General features: G+C 70.5%; 15 protein-coding genes. 8 read left to right on the top strand and 7 right to left on the bottom strand.

The window, feature by feature from the left end; genetic code table 11:
• Nucleotides 1–129 precede the first annotated feature (129 nt).
• The gene (locus AC07F0_RS35775) at nucleotides 130–981 is read left to right on the top strand and encodes a DedA family protein (protein WP_478984074.1); all 852 of its coding nucleotides are present in this window, start codon (nucleotides 130–132) and stop codon (nucleotides 979–981) included.
• A 126-nt stretch (nucleotides 982–1,107) separates the two neighbouring features.
• On the opposite strand, the gene AC07F0_RS35770 is transcribed toward AC07F0_RS35775, so the two are convergent.
• Both AC07F0_RS35770 and AC07F0_RS35765 read right to left on the bottom strand, forming a co-directional pair.
• Nucleotides 1,108–2,805 (bottom strand): threonine/serine exporter family protein, encoded by a 1,698-nt coding sequence (locus AC07F0_RS35770; RefSeq protein WP_478984072.1) that lies wholly within the window; start codon nucleotides 2,803–2,805, stop codon nucleotides 1,108–1,110.
• A 114-nt stretch (nucleotides 2,806–2,919) separates the two neighbouring features.
• Nucleotides 2,920–3,411 carry an inorganic diphosphatase gene (locus tag AC07F0_RS35765; RefSeq protein ID WP_003991985.1) on the bottom strand — a complete coding sequence of 164 codons (492 nt, stop codon included), beginning with the start codon at nucleotides 3,409–3,411 and terminating at the stop codon, nucleotides 2,920–2,922.
• Nucleotides 3,412–3,490: 79 nt separating this feature from the next.
• On the opposite strand from AC07F0_RS35765, the gene dacB reads away from it, so the two are divergent.
• From dacB to AC07F0_RS35730, 7 genes are all read left to right on the top strand, one after another.
• On the top strand, nucleotides 3,491–5,068 hold the full coding sequence (dacB, locus tag AC07F0_RS35760) for a D-alanyl-D-alanine carboxypeptidase/D-alanyl-D-alanine endopeptidase (RefSeq protein WP_478984070.1): 1,578 nt from the start codon (nucleotides 3,491–3,493) through the stop codon (nucleotides 5,066–5,068).
• A 386-nt stretch (nucleotides 5,069–5,454) separates the two neighbouring features.
• Entirely contained in the window at nucleotides 5,455–6,582 is a 1,128-nt protein-coding gene (locus tag AC07F0_RS35755) for a zinc-dependent metalloprotease (RefSeq protein WP_478984068.1), read from the top strand.
• Nucleotides 6,583–6,779: 197 nt separating this feature from the next.
• The gene (gene tilS / locus AC07F0_RS35750; protein ID WP_436729713.1) at nucleotides 6,780–7,814 is read left to right on the top strand and encodes a tRNA lysidine(34) synthetase TilS; all 1,035 of its coding nucleotides are present in this window, start codon (nucleotides 6,780–6,782) and stop codon (nucleotides 7,812–7,814) included.
• 60 nt (nucleotides 7,815–7,874) lie between these two features.
• Entirely contained in the window at nucleotides 7,875–8,435 is a 561-nt protein-coding gene (gene hpt, locus AC07F0_RS35745; protein ID WP_020270244.1) for a hypoxanthine phosphoribosyltransferase, read from the top strand.
• Nucleotides 8,436–8,621: 186 nt separating this feature from the next.
• Entirely contained in the window at nucleotides 8,622–10,661 is a 2,040-nt protein-coding gene (ftsH, locus tag AC07F0_RS35740; RefSeq protein WP_436729733.1) for an ATP-dependent zinc metalloprotease FtsH, read from the top strand.
• A gap of 126 nt (nucleotides 10,662–10,787) precedes the next feature.
• Entirely contained in the window at nucleotides 10,788–11,393 is a 606-nt protein-coding gene (folE, locus tag AC07F0_RS35735) for a GTP cyclohydrolase I FolE (RefSeq protein ID WP_478984066.1), read from the top strand.
• Nucleotides 11,394–11,628: 235 nt separating this feature from the next.
• Nucleotides 11,629–12,450, top strand: a complete 822-nt coding sequence (locus tag AC07F0_RS35730; protein WP_478984064.1) for a hypothetical protein — start codon at nucleotides 11,629–11,631, stop codon at nucleotides 12,448–12,450.
• Nucleotides 12,451–12,462: 12 nt separating this feature from the next.
• On the opposite strand, the gene AC07F0_RS35725 is transcribed toward AC07F0_RS35730, so the two are convergent.
• The 5 genes from AC07F0_RS35725 to folP form a co-directional block, all read right to left on the bottom strand.
• Nucleotides 12,463–12,951, bottom strand: a complete 489-nt coding sequence (locus tag AC07F0_RS35725) for a DUF3180 domain-containing protein (protein WP_478984063.1) — start codon at nucleotides 12,949–12,951, stop codon at nucleotides 12,463–12,465.
• 59 nt (nucleotides 12,952–13,010) lie between these two features.
• Nucleotides 13,011–13,622 carry a 2-amino-4-hydroxy-6-hydroxymethyldihydropteridine diphosphokinase gene (folK, locus tag AC07F0_RS35720; protein WP_356922555.1) on the bottom strand — a complete coding sequence of 204 codons (612 nt, stop codon included), beginning with the start codon at nucleotides 13,620–13,622 and terminating at the stop codon, nucleotides 13,011–13,013.
• Nucleotides 13,619–13,978, bottom strand: coding sequence for a dihydroneopterin aldolase (gene folB, locus AC07F0_RS35715; protein WP_086559022.1), 360 nt, complete (start codon nucleotides 13,976–13,978; stop codon nucleotides 13,619–13,621). The genes folK and folB overlap by 4 nt, the downstream gene beginning before the upstream one ends.
• A 237-nt stretch (nucleotides 13,979–14,215) precedes the next feature.
• Nucleotides 14,216–14,719 (bottom strand): nuclear transport factor 2 family protein, encoded by a 504-nt coding sequence (locus tag AC07F0_RS35710; RefSeq protein WP_436729716.1) that lies wholly within the window; start codon nucleotides 14,717–14,719, stop codon nucleotides 14,216–14,218.
• The gene (gene folP, locus AC07F0_RS35705) at nucleotides 14,716–15,597 is read right to left on the bottom strand and encodes a dihydropteroate synthase (RefSeq protein WP_478984061.1); all 882 of its coding nucleotides are present in this window, start codon (nucleotides 15,595–15,597) and stop codon (nucleotides 14,716–14,718) included. Before folP ends, AC07F0_RS35710 begins: the two co-directional genes overlap by 4 nt.
• Nucleotides 15,598–15,602: the final 5 nt, after the last annotated feature.

Here is a 15,602-nt window from a genome sequence, read left to right as displayed (position 1 = left end):
CAGCTTTGACCGGGACGGCGCACAGTGCATCCTGAGTACGCCCATGGAACCTGGGCCATGACGGCCGCGTTGATACTTTGAGGCAGTCAGCCCCCAGCCCGTACCCCCAGCAGCAGGAGCCACATCCCCGTGACCACGCTTGCGCTCGGCCCCGAGTGGCTCAGCCCGGACTACCTGATCTCGACGTTCAGCCTGCCGGGCATCCTGCTCATCGTCTTCGCGGAGTCGGGTCTCTTCGCGTTCCTGCCCGGCGACTCCCTGCTGTTCACGGCGGGCCTCTTCGTCGCCGAGGGCACGTACATCAGCCAGCCGCTGTGGCTGGTCTGCACGCTGATCGTGCTCGCCGCCGTCATCGGCGACCAAGTGGGCTACATGATCGGCAAGTTCCTGGGCCCGAAGCTCTTCAGCCGTCCCAACTCCAAGCTCTTCAAGCAGGAGAACCTGGACAAGGCCCACGAGTTCATGGAGAAGCACGGCCCCAAGGCGATCGTCCTGGCCCGCTTCGTCCCCATCGTGCGCACCTTCGCCCCGATCGTCGCCGGCGCCGGCCGGATGCAGTACCGCACGTTCCTCACGTACAACGTCGTCGGCGGCATCGCCTGGGGCACCGGCGTCACCCTCGCGGGGTACTGGCTGGGCCAGATCGAGTTCATCAAGACGAACGTCGAGGCGATCCTCGTCCTGATCGTCCTGCTCTCCGTCGTCCCGATCCTCATCGAGTACCTCCGCGACCGCTCCAAGAAGAAGCGCGCCGCGTCCGAGGCCCCGGCGGTCCAGCCCCATCCCCCCGTCATGGACGACGCGACGACCCAGCTCCGCCGCATCACCCCGCACGACCAGCCCCACCAGCACCCGCAGCAGCCCCCGTACGACCAGCACAACGGCTACAACGACCAGCAGTACTACGGCCAGTACCCCCAGAGCCCCGGCTACGGCCACCAGCAGCAGGGCCAGCAGGGCCCTTACAACGGCGGCTACTGAACCAACCCTCTTGGCGGCGCGGGGAGGCGCGGGGAGGCGCGGGAAGGCGCGGGGAACTGCGCGAACAACCCCACCGGCCCGCGGCCGCCAGCGGACACCAAGCTCCGAGCCCGTAGGCACCCGGCGCTAGAAACCCCTGGTCCGCTTGGCGGCCCGCCGCTTCTCGGCGGAGCCGATCCGCAGGAACATCCGCGAGATCTCCGACCCCAGATTCACCCCGATGGCGATCGCCATGGCCAGAGCCACCGCCTTGGACAGTGAGACCAGCCCCGCGTCCACCTCGTTCTGCGCGATCGCCAGCAGCCCGAAGTACGTCGCGGAACCCGGCAGCAACGGCCCGATCGCCGCAGTCGTGTACGGCAGAGCCGACGCGAACTGGTACCGGGACAACAGCTGTCCGAACAACCCCACCAGCCCGGCGGCCGCAGCCGTGGACGCCACCGGCGAGATGCCCCCGGCGTAGTGCATCGCGCCGTACACGACCCACGCGACACCCCCGTTCAGCGTCACCCACACCACGGTGGATCGTTCCTGCTGAAGCAGCACCGCGAACGCCAGCGACAACAGCATCGACGCGCCGATCAGCACCAGCGGATCGTCGGAGACCCCGAGCGCCGCGTCCGGGTTCAGCCGGGCCCCCAGCTGCACGCCGAAGTACAGCACCATCAGCACACCCGCGACGATGCCCACGAAGAAGTACAGGACCTCCAGCAGACGCGCGGACGCGGTGATGTAGAAGCCGGTCAGCCCGTCCTGCACCCCGGCCACCAGCGCCCGCCCGGGCAGCAGGGCGAACAGTCCACCGGTGATGACCGCGGACGCCTTCACGTCCACATGGCCGAGGGTCAGCGCGACCCCGATCGCGGCCGGCGGCGTCGCGGCCACCGTGAACTGGTAGAACTCCGGCAGCCCGCGCCCCGCACAGAGCCACGCCAGCCGGTCGCCGAGCATCGCGCCCAGCGCGGCCGCGACGAACACGATCAGATCACCGCCGACGAGCACGGAGGCCGCACCCGCCAGCAGCCCGCTCGCGCCGGTCAGCGCCCAGCCGGGGTAGGGGTGCCGGTTACGGCGGATCTCGGCGAGCCGCCGGTAGGCCTCCTCCAGGGAGACCGCCGTCTCGTCGTCGCTGAGGTCGTCCACCAGCTGGTACACGGCCGCCAGCCGCGTGTAGTCGGTGCCCCGGCGGCGCACGGTCCGCGACGCCGTGACCGGGTCGTCGACGAGGGACGGCTGGTAGGAGATCGCCAGCAGTGTGAAGGTGACGTTGGGCTCGCAGCGGTCCAGGCCGTACGACCGGCAGACGGCGAACATGGCCGCCTCCACGTCCTCGGCGCCCTCACCGCCCGCCAGCAGCAACTCGCCGATACGCAGCGTCAGGTCGAGCACGCGCGGCACGGCCGGCCCCGAGTCGTCGCCGCCGCGCTGGCTCGGTTCCGGCGCCGGCCGCTCCGCCACCGGCATGCGCAGCATGGTGCGCATCCGGTCCTGCCAGGGCACGTCCTTGGTCAGACTGACCACGGGGATCCCGGTCGGCGGGGTGAACGCCGACGGGGCGTGCTTCGAGCTGTACGTGCTCGGCGGGGTGAACGCCGACCCCTCCGGATCCGCCGCCGGCGGCTGCGAGACGTCCAGCCCCTCCGGCAGGGCGAACTCGGACGTCACCTCGGACTCCGTACCGGTCACCTTGGGCACGGCGAGACCCTCGGGGATCGCGAACTCCGACGTCGTCGACATGTCCCCGTCGACGGCGGCCCCCGCCGGAGGCAGGAACATACTCCTGGCCTCGTCCGACTTCGGCTTGCGGTCCTCCGCGTCCGTCACTGCCTGGCGCTCCCTGTACGACACGTAAGCCTCAGTACCCCCAGCCTCAGTATGCGCACATACAGGCCAACGGGCCGCACGCGCAGGCGTACGGCCCGTGAGCATCAGAAGGGGTCAGTGACCGCCCTGCTCCTTGAAGCGCTTGTAGGACCGCTCGATCTCGGCCTCGGCGTCCGTCCGGCCCACCCAGTTGGCGCCCTCGACCGACTTGCCGGGCTCCAGGTCCTTGTAGACCTCGAAGAAGTGCTGGATCTCCAGGCGGTCGAACTCCGACACGTGGTGGATGTCCCGCAGGTGCTCCACACGCGGGTCGTGCGCCGGCACGCACAGCAGCTTGTCGTCGCCACCGGCCTCGTCCGTCATCCGGAACATGCCGATCGCACGGCACTGGATGAGGCAGCCGGGGAACGTCGGCTCGTCCAGGATGACCAGCGCGTCCAGCGGGTCGCCGTCCTCGCCGAGGGTGTTCTCGACGAAGCCGTAGTCGGCCGGGTAGCTGGTCGAGGTGAAGAGGCGCCGGTCCAGGCGGATCCGACCGGTCTCGTGGTCCACCTCGTACTTGTTGCGCGAACCCTTCGGAATCTCGATCGTGACGTCGAACTCCACCGGTGGCTCCTCCATGATCAACACATCGTTCTGGTGGTTAAGTGTCCCTCACGCAGGTGTGTGATCGCGAAAGGGGCTGGTGGTCGTGCCGGAGCTGCGTCCTTGGCGGGCCGCGAGGCCGCACGTGGTGCGGATTTCGCAGGCCCTGCGACCGCGCCTGGCCAGGGCCGCCGCAGCCGCGAAACCACGGGTCGCGCGGCTCGTCCGAGCCGGGAAACCACAGGTCGCGCGGGTCACGCCGAAGACCTGGCAGTACGCCGCGGGCGCCGCCACCGCCGGCCTCGCACTGGCCGCCGGTGTGGTGACCGCGGCCGGCCCCTGGGACTCCTCGGGTCAGCGTACGGCCGAGCGGGACCGCGCCGCGGCCCTGGGCCGTGTGGGTGGCACAGATCACGGCCGGGCCCCCGGCGCGCCCGCGCAGCCCCGACCGGCCCCCAGCGCCGGACCCGTGCTGACCGGCCTCGGCGGCGTCAGCACCGTGAAGTCCGCCCCGGACGGCAAGGCCCTCACGAAGACCCTTACGCCCCTGCTGAAGGACCCGGCGCTCGGCCCCCGGCCGGCAGCGGCCGTCGTGGACGTCACGACCGGCAGGCGCCTGTACGGCACCAACCCGGACGCCGCGCTCACCCCGGCCTCCACGACGAAGATCGCCACGGCGGTCGCCGCGCTGTCCGCGATGGGCGCCGACCACCGCCTCACCACCCGCGCCGCGCTGGAACCCGACACGAACGAGGTCGTCCTGGTCGGCGGCGGCGACCCCACCCTCACGGCACGCGAGGCCTCCGACGGCTCGGCCGGCCTGCACACCCTGGCCGACCGGACGGCCGCGGCCCTGGCCCAGCGCGGCGTCCGCGACGTGACGCTCTCCTACGACACGACCAGCTACGCGGGCAGCCAGAAGCACCCGATCGGGGTCAACCCCAATCTCGCCCCCGTCAGCCCCCTGATGGTGGACGAGGGCCGCACGGACGACTCGACCAGCGGCCCGGTCACCCGCGTGACCGACCCGGCCGCGGACGCGGCCCGCCGCTTCGGGGACCTCCTGAAGTCGCGCGGCATCAAGACCTCGGCCCCCGGCCCGTCGAAGGCCACGGGCCGCGCGAAGACCCTGGCCACGGTGTCCTCACCCCCGCTCTCGGCCCTCGTCGAACGCATGCTGACCAACAGCGACAACGACATCGCCGAGGCCCTCGCCCGCCAGACGGCGATCGCCACGGGCCACCGGGCCGACTTCGCCGGTGCCGGCCGCGCGATCGACGCCCGGCTCCGCAAGCTCGGCCTGCCCCTCAAGGGCGCCGCCTTCAAGGACGGCAGTGGCCTGGACCGCGCCGGCAGACTGACGGCCGGCCTCCTCACCGCCCTCCTGGCCAAGGCGGCCGACCCCGCCCACCCCGAACTCCGCCCGGCCCTCACCGGCCTCCCCGTGGCCGGCTTCACCGGCACCCTGACCACCCGCTACACGGACGGCGCAGGAGGCGTCGTCCGCGCCAAGACAGGCACCCTGACCGGCGTGAACACCCTCGCGGGCACGGTCGTCGACCAGGACGGCCGCCTGCTGGCCTTCTCCTTCATGGCCAACGACACGAACGACCCGGCCGCGGCCCAGACGGCCCTGGACCGGGCGGCAACGACCCTGGCGGCCTGCGGCTGCCGGTAGGCACGCGCCACGGCCGTGGTCGGCCGGTCTGCCTGACCATGGGTGGTCGGCCCGCCTGGCCGTGGGAGGCCGATCTGCTTGGCCGTGGGTGGTCGGCCCGCCTGGCCGTGGGAGGCCGATCTGCTTGGCCGTGGGTGGTCGGTCTGCCTGGCCGCCGGTAGCCGGCCCGCCTGGCCGTGGGCGGTCGGACCGCCCCGCCGTGGGCAGTCGTTCCGCTGGGGCGGAACGGGTGGGCACGGCCGACAACGCCGAGTACCGGCAAAACGGACCCCAGCCCTTGCCGACCCAGCACGCCAGCTGCAACGCCGCTGTCCAAAACGCACCCCCAGCTCCACCACCCCCTCGCCGCCCTGCCCCAGCGGCCAGCGCTCACGTACGGTTGACCCATGACGAGCATCGGTGGTGCTTCAACCGGCATGGTCGACTGGAACCTCGCGGTCGCGACCGCGACCCGGCTCGTACGGCCGGGCCCCGACGTCAGCCGCGACGAGGCCCGGGCCGTCGTCGCGGAGCTGCGCCGGCATGCCAAGGCCTCGGAGGGGCACGTCCGGGGTTTCACTCGTCTGGGCACGGAGGAGGGCCACGACACCCCCGTCCTGGTCGTCGACCGCCCGGGCTGGATCCGGGCGAACGTCGCCGGCTTCCGGGAACTGCTGAAGCCCCTGCTCGACAAGATGCAGGACCGGCGCGGCAACACCACCGGCGGCGCGGTCATGAGCGCCGTGGGCGGCAAGGTCACCGGCGTGGAGCTGGGCATGCTCCTGTCCTTCCTGGCCTCCCGCGTCCTCGGCCAGTACGAGACCTTCGCCCCGGCCACGCGCCAGCTCCCGGCCGGGGAGAACGGCGGCGGCCGGCTCCTGCTCGTCGCCCCGAACATCGTGCACGTGGAGCGCGAACTCGACGTCGACCCGCACGACTTCAGGCTCTGGGTGTGCCTGCACGAGGAGACGCACCGCACGCAGTTCACGGCCGTGCCCTGGCTGCGCGACCACCTCGAGGGCGAGATCCAGTCCTTCCTGGGCGAGACCGACGTCGACCCCATGACCGTCCTGGAACGTGTGCGGGAGGCCGCTCAGAGCCTCGCCGGGGGCCGTCCCGAGGCCGAGGAGGACGACGGTGGCCGCTCCCTCGTCGAGATCGTGCAGACGCCCGCCCAACGCGAGATCCTCGGCCGCCTCACGGCCGTGATGTCCCTGCTGGAGGGCCACGCCGACTTCGTGATGGACGGCGTCGGACCGGACATCGTACCGAGCGTCGGGGAGATCCGCGAGAAGTTCCAGCAGCGCCGCGCCAAGGGCGCCTCCCGCCTGGACCTGGCCCTGCGCAAGCTGCTCGGCCTGGACGCCAAGCTCCGCCAGTACCGGGACGGCGAACGCTTCGTACGGGCCGTCGTCGACGAGGTCGGCATGGACGGCTTCAACCGCGTGTGGACCTCGCCCAACACCCTCCCCACCAAGACGGAGATCGCCAAACCGGCGGACTGGATCGCGCGGGTGCACCGCAGGACCGAGTAGTGAACTACGGCGGGAAGTCGTGAAAGGAAACGGGCCGACTGGCAGGCGAACGCCCCTCCAATCACCCGTCCGAGGGACCGTGAGCCAGGGGTAGGCGTGCAATGCTCGGGGAACGGCCCGGTTCTGTCACCATCTACATACTCTGCGTGACCGGCACTCGGGTTCACCCCCCGAAAACTTCATGAAGGGAACCGGACATGGGTCCCCATCCTGCGGTCGCGGCGATACGCCTGGCGGTCCGCCGCGTCCTCCACGACCTCCTCACCGAACACCGCACCACCGCCGCACTCCCGCACGCCCTCTCGCACGAGCCGCCGCCCCCGCCGCTCGTGCTCGTGGCATGCTCCGGCGGCGCCGACTCCATGGCCCTCGCCTCCGCCCTCGCCTTCGAGTCCCCCAAGCTCGGCATCAGAGCGGGCGGCGTGACCGTCGACCACGGCCTCCAGCCCGGCTCCGACGTACGGGCCGCGGAAGTCGTCCTGCGCCTGCGCGAACTCGGCCTCGACCCGGTCGACTCCGTCGCCGTGACCGTCGGCCGCGCGGGCGGGCCCGAAGCCGCCGCCCGCGACGCCCGCTACGCCGCACTCGACACCGCCGCCGAACGCCACGGCGCCGCCGCGGTCCTGCTCGGCCACACCCGGGACGACCAGGCCGAAACCGTCCTGCTGGGCCTCGCCCGGGGCTCCGGGATCCGCTCCCTGTCCGGAATGGCCGCGGTCTCCGGGGCCGGTGGCCGTTACCGGCGGCCCTTCCTGGAACTCGACCGGCAGACCGCCCGCAAGGCCTGCATGGTCCAGTCCCTGCCCGTCTGGGACGACCCCCACAACGCCGACCCGGCCTACACCCGCTCCCGGCTGCGCCACGAAGGCCTGCCCGCCCTGGAGAAGGCCCTCGGCAAGGGCGTCGTCGAGGCCCTCGCCCGTACGGCCCGGCTCTCCCGCGACGACGCCGACGCCCTCGACTCCTGGGCCACCCGGGCCGAGGCCGCCGTCCGCGACGCCGCCGGGCAACTGGAGTGCGCGAAGCTCTACGCCCTGCCGCCCGCCGTACGCCGCCGAGTGCTGCGCCGGGCCGCCATCGCAGCCGGTGTCCCGGCCGGTTCGCTGTTCGCCCGGCACCTCGAGGAAGTCGACCGGTTGATCACCGGCTGGCGCGGTCAGGGTGCCATCAACCTCCCCGGCAAGGTCGTGGCCCGGCGGCAGGGTGGCAGACTGGTGATTCGGCAAGGCTGAATCACGTCCCCCTCCGAGCAGTCGGTGGAGGGGCCGCTCAGTCAGGGACGACCGAAAGTGATGCGGGTGGACGCGAAAGACATGGGTGCCGACCTTCAGCAGGTACTCATCACCAAGGAAGAGATCGACGCCAAGCTGGCCGAGCTGGCCGCGAAGATCGACGCGGAGTACGCGGGCAAGGATCTGCTGATCGTCGGCGTCCTCAAGGGCGCGGTGATGGTCATGGCCGATCTCGCCCGGGCGCTGTCCACCCCCCTCACCATGGACTGGATGGCCGTATCCTCCTACGGGGCGGGCACCCAGTCCTCCGGTGTGGTGCGGATCCTCAAGGACCTCGACACCGACATCAAGGGCAAGCACGTCCTCATCGTCGAGGACATCATCGACTCCGGCCTGACCCTGTCCTGGCTGATCTCCAACCTCGGCTCGCGCGAGCCCGCCTCCCTCAAGGTGTGCACGCTGCTGCGCAAGCCCGAGGCCGCGAAGGTCGCCATCGACGTGGAATGGGTCGGGTTCGACATCCCCAACGAATTCGTCGTCGGGTACGGGCTCGACTACGCCGAGAAGTACCGCAATCTCCCGTTCGTCGGTACGCTCGCGCCCCACGTGTACGGCGGCTGACATTCCGGCCGGGGTGCCGTGCCGGTGATCGGGAACCCCAGCGGGCTTCCCGCCGTTGGAGCATGCGTAGACGGATCGCCAGTCGTCCCACGCGGCTTCAGGTGACAATGCTGGGGTACCGTCCGAAGAACAGCCTTTATCAAACTCACTATGGCAGGAGGGACGGGGCGGCACCGCTCCGTATGGATGGACGTGAAGCGATACTTCCGTGGGCCGGTCATGTGGATCGTGCTGGCCGTCCTTGCCGTGGTCGTGTTGATGCAGGTCGTCGGCTCGTCCGGCGGCTACAAGACGGTGGACACCGGCCAGGTCGTCCAGGCGATCAATGACAACAAGGTCGAGTCGGCCAAGCTGACCACCGGCGACGAGCAGACCATCAAGGCCTCGCTCAAGGACGGCGTAAAGATCGAGGGCAGCTCGAAGATCCAGGCGAGCTACATCGGCGACCAGGGCGTGACGATTGCCAACACGCTCCAGGCGAAGTTCCAGGACAAGCAGATCCCGGACGGCTACACGGTCTCGCCGTCCAAGCAGAACCCGTTCGTCGGGATCCTGCTCTCGCTGCTCCCCTTCGTCCTCATCGTCGTCGTCTTCCTGTTCCTGATGAATCAGATGCAGGGCGGCGGCTCCCGAGTCATGAACTTCGGGAAGTCCAAGGCGAAGCTCATCACCAAGGACACCCCCAAGACGACGTTCTCGGACGTCGCCGGTTCGGACGAGGCCGTCGAGGAGCTCCACGAGATCAAGGAGTTCCTCCAGGAGCCGGCCAAGTTCCAGGCCGTCGGCGCCAAGATTCCCAAGGGCGTGCTGCTGTACGGCCCGCCCGGTACCGGCAAGACCCTGCTCGCGCGGGCCGTCGCGGGCGAGGCCGGGGTGCCGTTCTACTCGATCTCCGGTTCCGACTTCGTCGAGATGTTCGTCGGTGTCGGTGCCTCCCGGGTCCGTGACCTGTTCGAGCAGGCCAAGGCCAACGCCCCGGCGATCGTCTTCGTCGACGAGATCGACGCGGTCGGCCGCCACCGCGGCGCCGGCCTCGGCGGTGGTCACGACGAGCGTGAGCAGACCCTGAACCAGCTGCTCGTCGAGATGGACGGCTTCGACGTCAAGGGCGGCGTGATCCTCATCGCCGCGACGAACCGGCCCGACATCCTCGACCCGGCGCTGCTGCGCCCCGGCCGCTTCGACCGGCAGATCGCCGTCGACCGCCCGGACATGCAGGGCCGTCTGGAGATCCTCAAGGTTCACCAGAAGGGCAAGCCGGTCGCCCCGGACGTCGACCTGTCGGCCGTCGCCCGCCGTACGCCCGGTATGACGGGTGCCGATCTGGCCAACGTGCTGAACGAGGCCGCCCTGCTGACGGCCCGCAGCGACCAGAAGCTGATCGACAACCACATGCTGGACGAGGCGATCGACCGTGTGGTCGCGGGCCCGCAGAAGCGGACCCGGATCATGTCGGACAAGGAGAAGAAGATCACCGCGTACCACGAGGGCGGACACGCCCTGGTCGCGGCGGCCTCGCCGAACTCCGACCCCGTCCACAAGATCACGATCCTGTCGAGAGGCCGTGCCCTCGGGTACACGATGGTGCTGCCGGACGAGGACAAGTACTCGACCACGCGCAACGAGATGCTGGACCAGCTGGCCTACATGCTGGGCGGCCGCGCGGCCGAGGAGCTCGTCTTCCACGACCCGACGACGGGTGCCGCCAACGACATCGAGAAGGCCACGGGCCTGGCCCGGGCGATGGTCACGCAGTACGGCATGACCGAGCGTCTCGGCGCGATCAAGTTCGGTGGCGACAACACCGAGCCCTTCCTCGGACGTGAGATGTCTCACCAGCGCGACTACTCGGAAGAGGTCGCCGCGCTGGTCGACGAAGAGGTCAAGAAGCTCATCGAGACCGCGCACAACGAGGCCTGGGAGATCCTTGTCGAGAACCGCGACGTCCTCGACAACCTCGTACTGCAGCTGCTGGAGAAGGAGACGCTGGGCAAGGAGGAGATCGCCGAGATCTTCGCCCCGATCGTCAAGCGCCCGCCCCGGCCCGCCTGGACCGGCTCCTCCCGCCGCACGCCGTCCACCCGCCCGCCGGTCCTCTCCCCCAAGGAGCTGGCCCTGACGAACGGGGCGAACGGCGCGACGCCGGCCATCACCACCGCGAAGAGCACCGCGGCGGAGCCCGCCCCGGCGCCTGAGCGAGCCCCGGAGGACCGCCCCGAGAGCTGACCGCTCTCCCGGTGGCCCCACCGGGCCCGGAATGGATGCCGCGCCCCCCAGGTTTTAGCCTGGGGGGCGCGGCTTTCCGCCATATGTGCAGGCCGCCCCGTGATGGACACAGGAACGAGGCACCAGATGACCGACCCCGTGATGCTGGACAGCGAGGGCCAGATCGGCGAGTTCGACGAGAAGCGAGCCGAGAACGCCGTACGGGAGCTGCTGATCGCGGTCGGCGAGGACCCTGACCGTGAGGGGCTTCGGGAGACGCCGGCGCGGGTGGCGCGGGCGTATCGGGAGCTTCTGGCCGGGCTTCGGCAGGAACCAGAGGACGTCCTGACGACTACGTTCGACCTGGGGCACGATGAGATGGTCCTGGTCAAGGACATAGAAATCGTTTCCCTCTGTGAGCATCATCTTCTGCCGTTCCACGGCGTAGCCCACGTGGGATACATCCCGGCCGAGACAGGCAAGATCACCGGGCTGTCGAAACTGGCGCGTCTCGTCGAGGTGTTCGCCCGGCGGCCGCAGGTGCAGGAACGACTCACCACTCAGATCGCCGACTCCCTCATGAAGATCCTTGAGGCGCGGGGCGCCATCGTCGTCATCGAGGCCGAGCACATGTGCATGTCCGTGCGCGGCATTCGCAAGCCGGGGGCCAAGACCACGACATCGGCGGTCCGTGGCCAGCTGCGGGATGCCACGACCAGGGCTGAGGCGATGAGCCTGATACTGGCGCGCTGACCGGATTGTCAGTGGTGCCCGGTACCTTCCCCGATCAGTGACGTTGATCGCTGACCGGGGGTGTGCCGTGGGATATGGGCTTCCGAGCAAGCAGACGCTGAACGCCGTCGGCGGTCGCCTCCGGGCGCGGAGCGTCCGGGTCGGCTGCCGCCTCTGGACCTTGGACGGGGAGCGCACGGTCCCCACAACGGTCAAGGAGGTGACGACCCTCCGAGTCCGCGAGGTGGTAGACGTAGTGACCGATCACGTGACGTTCACGGTGGCGCCGGATCAGCTGCTGGGCACGCCGGATGGGTGGGTTCACGCGCGGGATGCCGAGGGGACTGTCCTGGCGTGGACTCCTGCACGGAAGCTGTGCCGGGAGCGGTTGACGATCAAGTCGGGTTATGAATTCGGCTACTTTCTCGGGGCCACGTGTTCCGACGGAACCGTCGGCAAGAACTATGTGTCACTCGTGGTCAACGACGAGGACTTCGCTTCCCGGTATGCGGCCTGTCTGACGGCGACCACTGGGCTGCCCGCTCGACCGCAAGCGGTGACACGGCCCTCCAGTTACCTTCAGCGGCAGGTCCCTGGTTTTCGTGTACGTGTGGTTTCCTCATACCTGGCCGACCTGCTGAGGCAGTACGTGGGCGGGGACGCGCACCACATGCGGCAGCGGTTCCCTCGCGTCGTGCTTCGGGACACAGTGACGCTTGAGGGCTTTCTGGACGGATACGCGGACGGCGACGGGTACCGGCCCAAGACCTGGTCCGGTCGGTTGCTGGTCAGCGCCAATGCACCGTTTCTTTCTGAGCTGGCGCAGGTGGTCGGCGCGAGATTCACTCCTCGTCCCAGAGGGCAGGTCTCACACCTGGTCGTAGCCGACAGCTGGCCGGGACGAGGAACCTTCAGGCCCGAGCAGCACTCGCTGCAACTCCGAGAGGGCTCCTGGGCCCAGGTGCATGAGGTGCGGCGGCGGACGATCACCAACAAGCCGTTCATCCTGTACAGCTACAGGCTCGACCCCCACCCCGGCTTCCTGGTCAACGGACACCTCGCCCGTCAGCCCTGGTGAGCCCGGGCGAGGTCACGTGGTCGGGGCCGCGCCCGTGCCCTCGTGTTCGTCGTCGTCCGGGAGCTTGCAGACGCGCTCCAGGAAGATGGCCGCCGCTATGACGCCGATGCCCGCGAGGACGGAGAAGCCGGCGTAGATGGCCTGGTCGCGGCGGGCGGGGATGTCGAGGGACTCCAGCAGGAAGACGCCGGTGCCGCCGTACATGCCGGCGACGAGGGCGGCGACCAGGGCGCTGGCCTGGCCGAAGACGACCGCGCGGGCCGCCATCATGGGGTCGACGCCCTTGGCGTCGGGCTGCCGCTCGCGCTGGGCCCTCAGCCGGGCGCGCAGCGAGAGCGCCGTGGCCAGCAGGACCACGGCGATCAGGGCCAGGACGATGGGGGCGGCCAGGGGGACGCTGGGGAGCGTGCCGATCGAGTTCCACAGGCGGGCGCCCGCCCAGGACAGGACCCCGGCCACGACGAAGACGCCGACCAGCACCCTGATGCGCAGCTCTTTCACAGTGTCCCTTCGGTTCCCCTGCTCCGGCCCCGGTTGTGCAGCCGTCTCGACCTTAACGGCTACTCGGGCAGCCGGAGTTCCAGGTCCGCGCGCGGCGCCACGCCCTCGCGGGTGACGGAGTCCAGCAGACCGGCGACGGGGCCGCGGCCGGGCAGCTGCGCCTCGGGGTCCAGGTCGTGCCAGGGGGCCAGGACGAAGGCGCGCTCGTGGGCGCGGGGGTGGGGGAGGGTGAGCTGCGGGTCGTCGGAGACGACATCGGCGTAGGACACGATGTCGACGTCCAGGGTGCGGGGGCCCCAGCGCTCGTCCCGGACGCGGTGGAAGGCCTCCTCGACCGCGTGCGCGCGCTCCAGGAGCGAGGAGGGCGGGAGGGTGGTCTTGAGGACCACGACCGCGTTGAAGTAGGCGGGCTGGCTGCCGGGGTCCACGCCCCAGGGCTCGGTCTCGTAGACCGGGGAGACGGCCTTGATGCGGACGCCGGGGGTGTCCTCCAGGGCGTCGATGGCTCCCTGGAGGGTCTCCAGGCGGTTGCCGAGGTTGGAGCCGAGGGCGACCACGGCCCGTTTGGGGTTGCTGAGCGTGGTGTCGGCGGCGTCGACCTTCTCGACGACGGAGGCGGGCACCGGCTGTACGGTCGGGTCGCTGGGACCCTTGAGGAAGGGCGCAGTCATACTCGGCTCCGGGTGATCGTGACGGTCACGTCGTCGAAGGGGACGGTGATCGGGGCGTCCGGCTTGTGGACGCAGACCTCGACCTGCCGCACCCCGTCGTGCTTCAGACATACCTGGGCGATGCGCTCGGCGAGCGTCTCGATGAGGTTGACGGGCTCGCCCTGGACGACGGCCACGACCTCCTCGGCCACGATGCCGTAGTGCACGGTCTTCGCCAGGTCGTCGTCGGCCGCGGCCGGCCGGGTGTCCAGGCCGAGGACGAGGTCCACGACGAAGGTCTGGCCCTCCTCGCGTTCCCTCGGGAACACCCCGTGGTGCCCACGGGCCTTCAGGCCGCGCAGCGCGACACGATCCACGCGAATCACTCCTGCAATCGTCGGTGCCGACCGGTCCGTGCCGTGTGCGGGCGGCACACCGGCCTCAGTCGAATCTACCTGCGAGCCCGGGCGGGGCCGGGCCTCGGGGGCGTGGGCCCGGGCGGGACCCGGCAGGATTCACCCGGCGTTTCCCCTGGGGAACCCGGCGGCTCACGGGTTGGTAGCCGCCCATACCCGCGGGTCCGTGATTCCAACCACTTCCTGGCACGTACCCACTCACGCGGGGGTGTCGTCCTGCTCGTCCTCGTCGTTTTCGGCCAGAACGGGGGAAGCGTGGTGCGACCAGAGTTTCCACCCCGCGGGCGTGCGCCGGAACACGTTCGTGGCGACCACGAGCTGTCCGACGAGCGGGCCGAGCTCCTCGTCGCCCTTGGGGGCGGGGCCGCCGCTGAGGATGTTCTCCGTGCAGGTCACCAGGGCGGTGTCGCCGGTGACGGAGACGTGCACGTCGGTCAGGAAGAACTGGATGTAGTCGGTGTTGGCCATGATCAGCGCGTACGACCGGAGGACCTCGCCGCGTCCGGTGAGCACGGGCCAGCCGGGGTGCACGCAGGAGACCACGCCGCTGTCGGCCGGGTCGTGGTACGTCTCGTCGACGCCCAGGTCGGAGGGGGTCAGCCAGAGCGACGCCAGTTCCTCGAAGTCGCCCTGCTCCAGTGCCTCGTAGAAGGCGGTGTTGGCGGCCTCGACCTGCTCGACGTCGGTGTGCGGGGCGCTCACCGGGTTCCTTCTGCGCCGGTGCGTGCGGCTGTGATGGCGCGGGCGACCCGTACGGCGTCCGCCGTGGCGCGCACCTCGTGCACGCGGACCGCCCACGCGCCGGCGTGCGCCGCGAGCGCGGAGACGGCGGCGGTGGCGGCGTCGCGTTCGCGGGCGGGCGGTGGCGGGCCGTCCGGGCCGGCCAGGACCCGGCCGAGGAAGCGTTTGCGGGAGGCGGCGACGAGCAGCGGGTGGCCGAGGGCGAGGACCCGGTCGAGGCCCGCGAGGAGCGCGAGATCGTGCTCGGCGTCCTTGGAGAAGCCGAGGCCCGGGTCGACGACGACGCGGTCGGGGGTGATGCCGCCCGCCAGGACGGCCTCCACGCGCGCGTGGAGTTCGTCGACGACCTCGGTGACGACGTCGGCGTACTCGCCGCGCACGTTGCCGCCCTGGAGGAAGCCGCGCCAGTGCATGACGACGAACGGGGCACCGGCGTCGGCGACGGCCGGGATCATGCGGGGGTCGGCGAGGCCGCCGCTGACGTCGTTGACGAGGGTGGCGCCCGCCGCGAGGGCCCGTTCGGCGACGGAGGCGCGCATGGTGTCGACCGAGACGGTGACGCCCTCGGAGGCCAGGCCGCGGACGACGGGGACGACGCGGCGGAGTTCCTCGGCCTCGTCCACCCGGGTGGCGCCGGGGCGGGTCGACTCGCCGCCGACGTCGACCAGGTCAGCGCCCTCGGTGACGAGCTCGAGGCCGTGTTTGACGGCGGCCGTGGTGTCGAAGAAGCGGCCGCCGTCGGAGAAGGAGTCGGGGGTGACGTTCACGACTCCCATGACCGCGCAGCGGTCCCATTCCGGTAGGCCCGCCACGCGCCCGCGTCCGCTCTGGTTGCTCATATGTT

This window comes from Streptomyces sp. NPDC045955 (assembly GCF_056430805.1).
The sequence above is the reverse complement of the archived record's forward strand: the minus strand, read 5'-3'. Positions and strand labels throughout refer to the sequence as shown.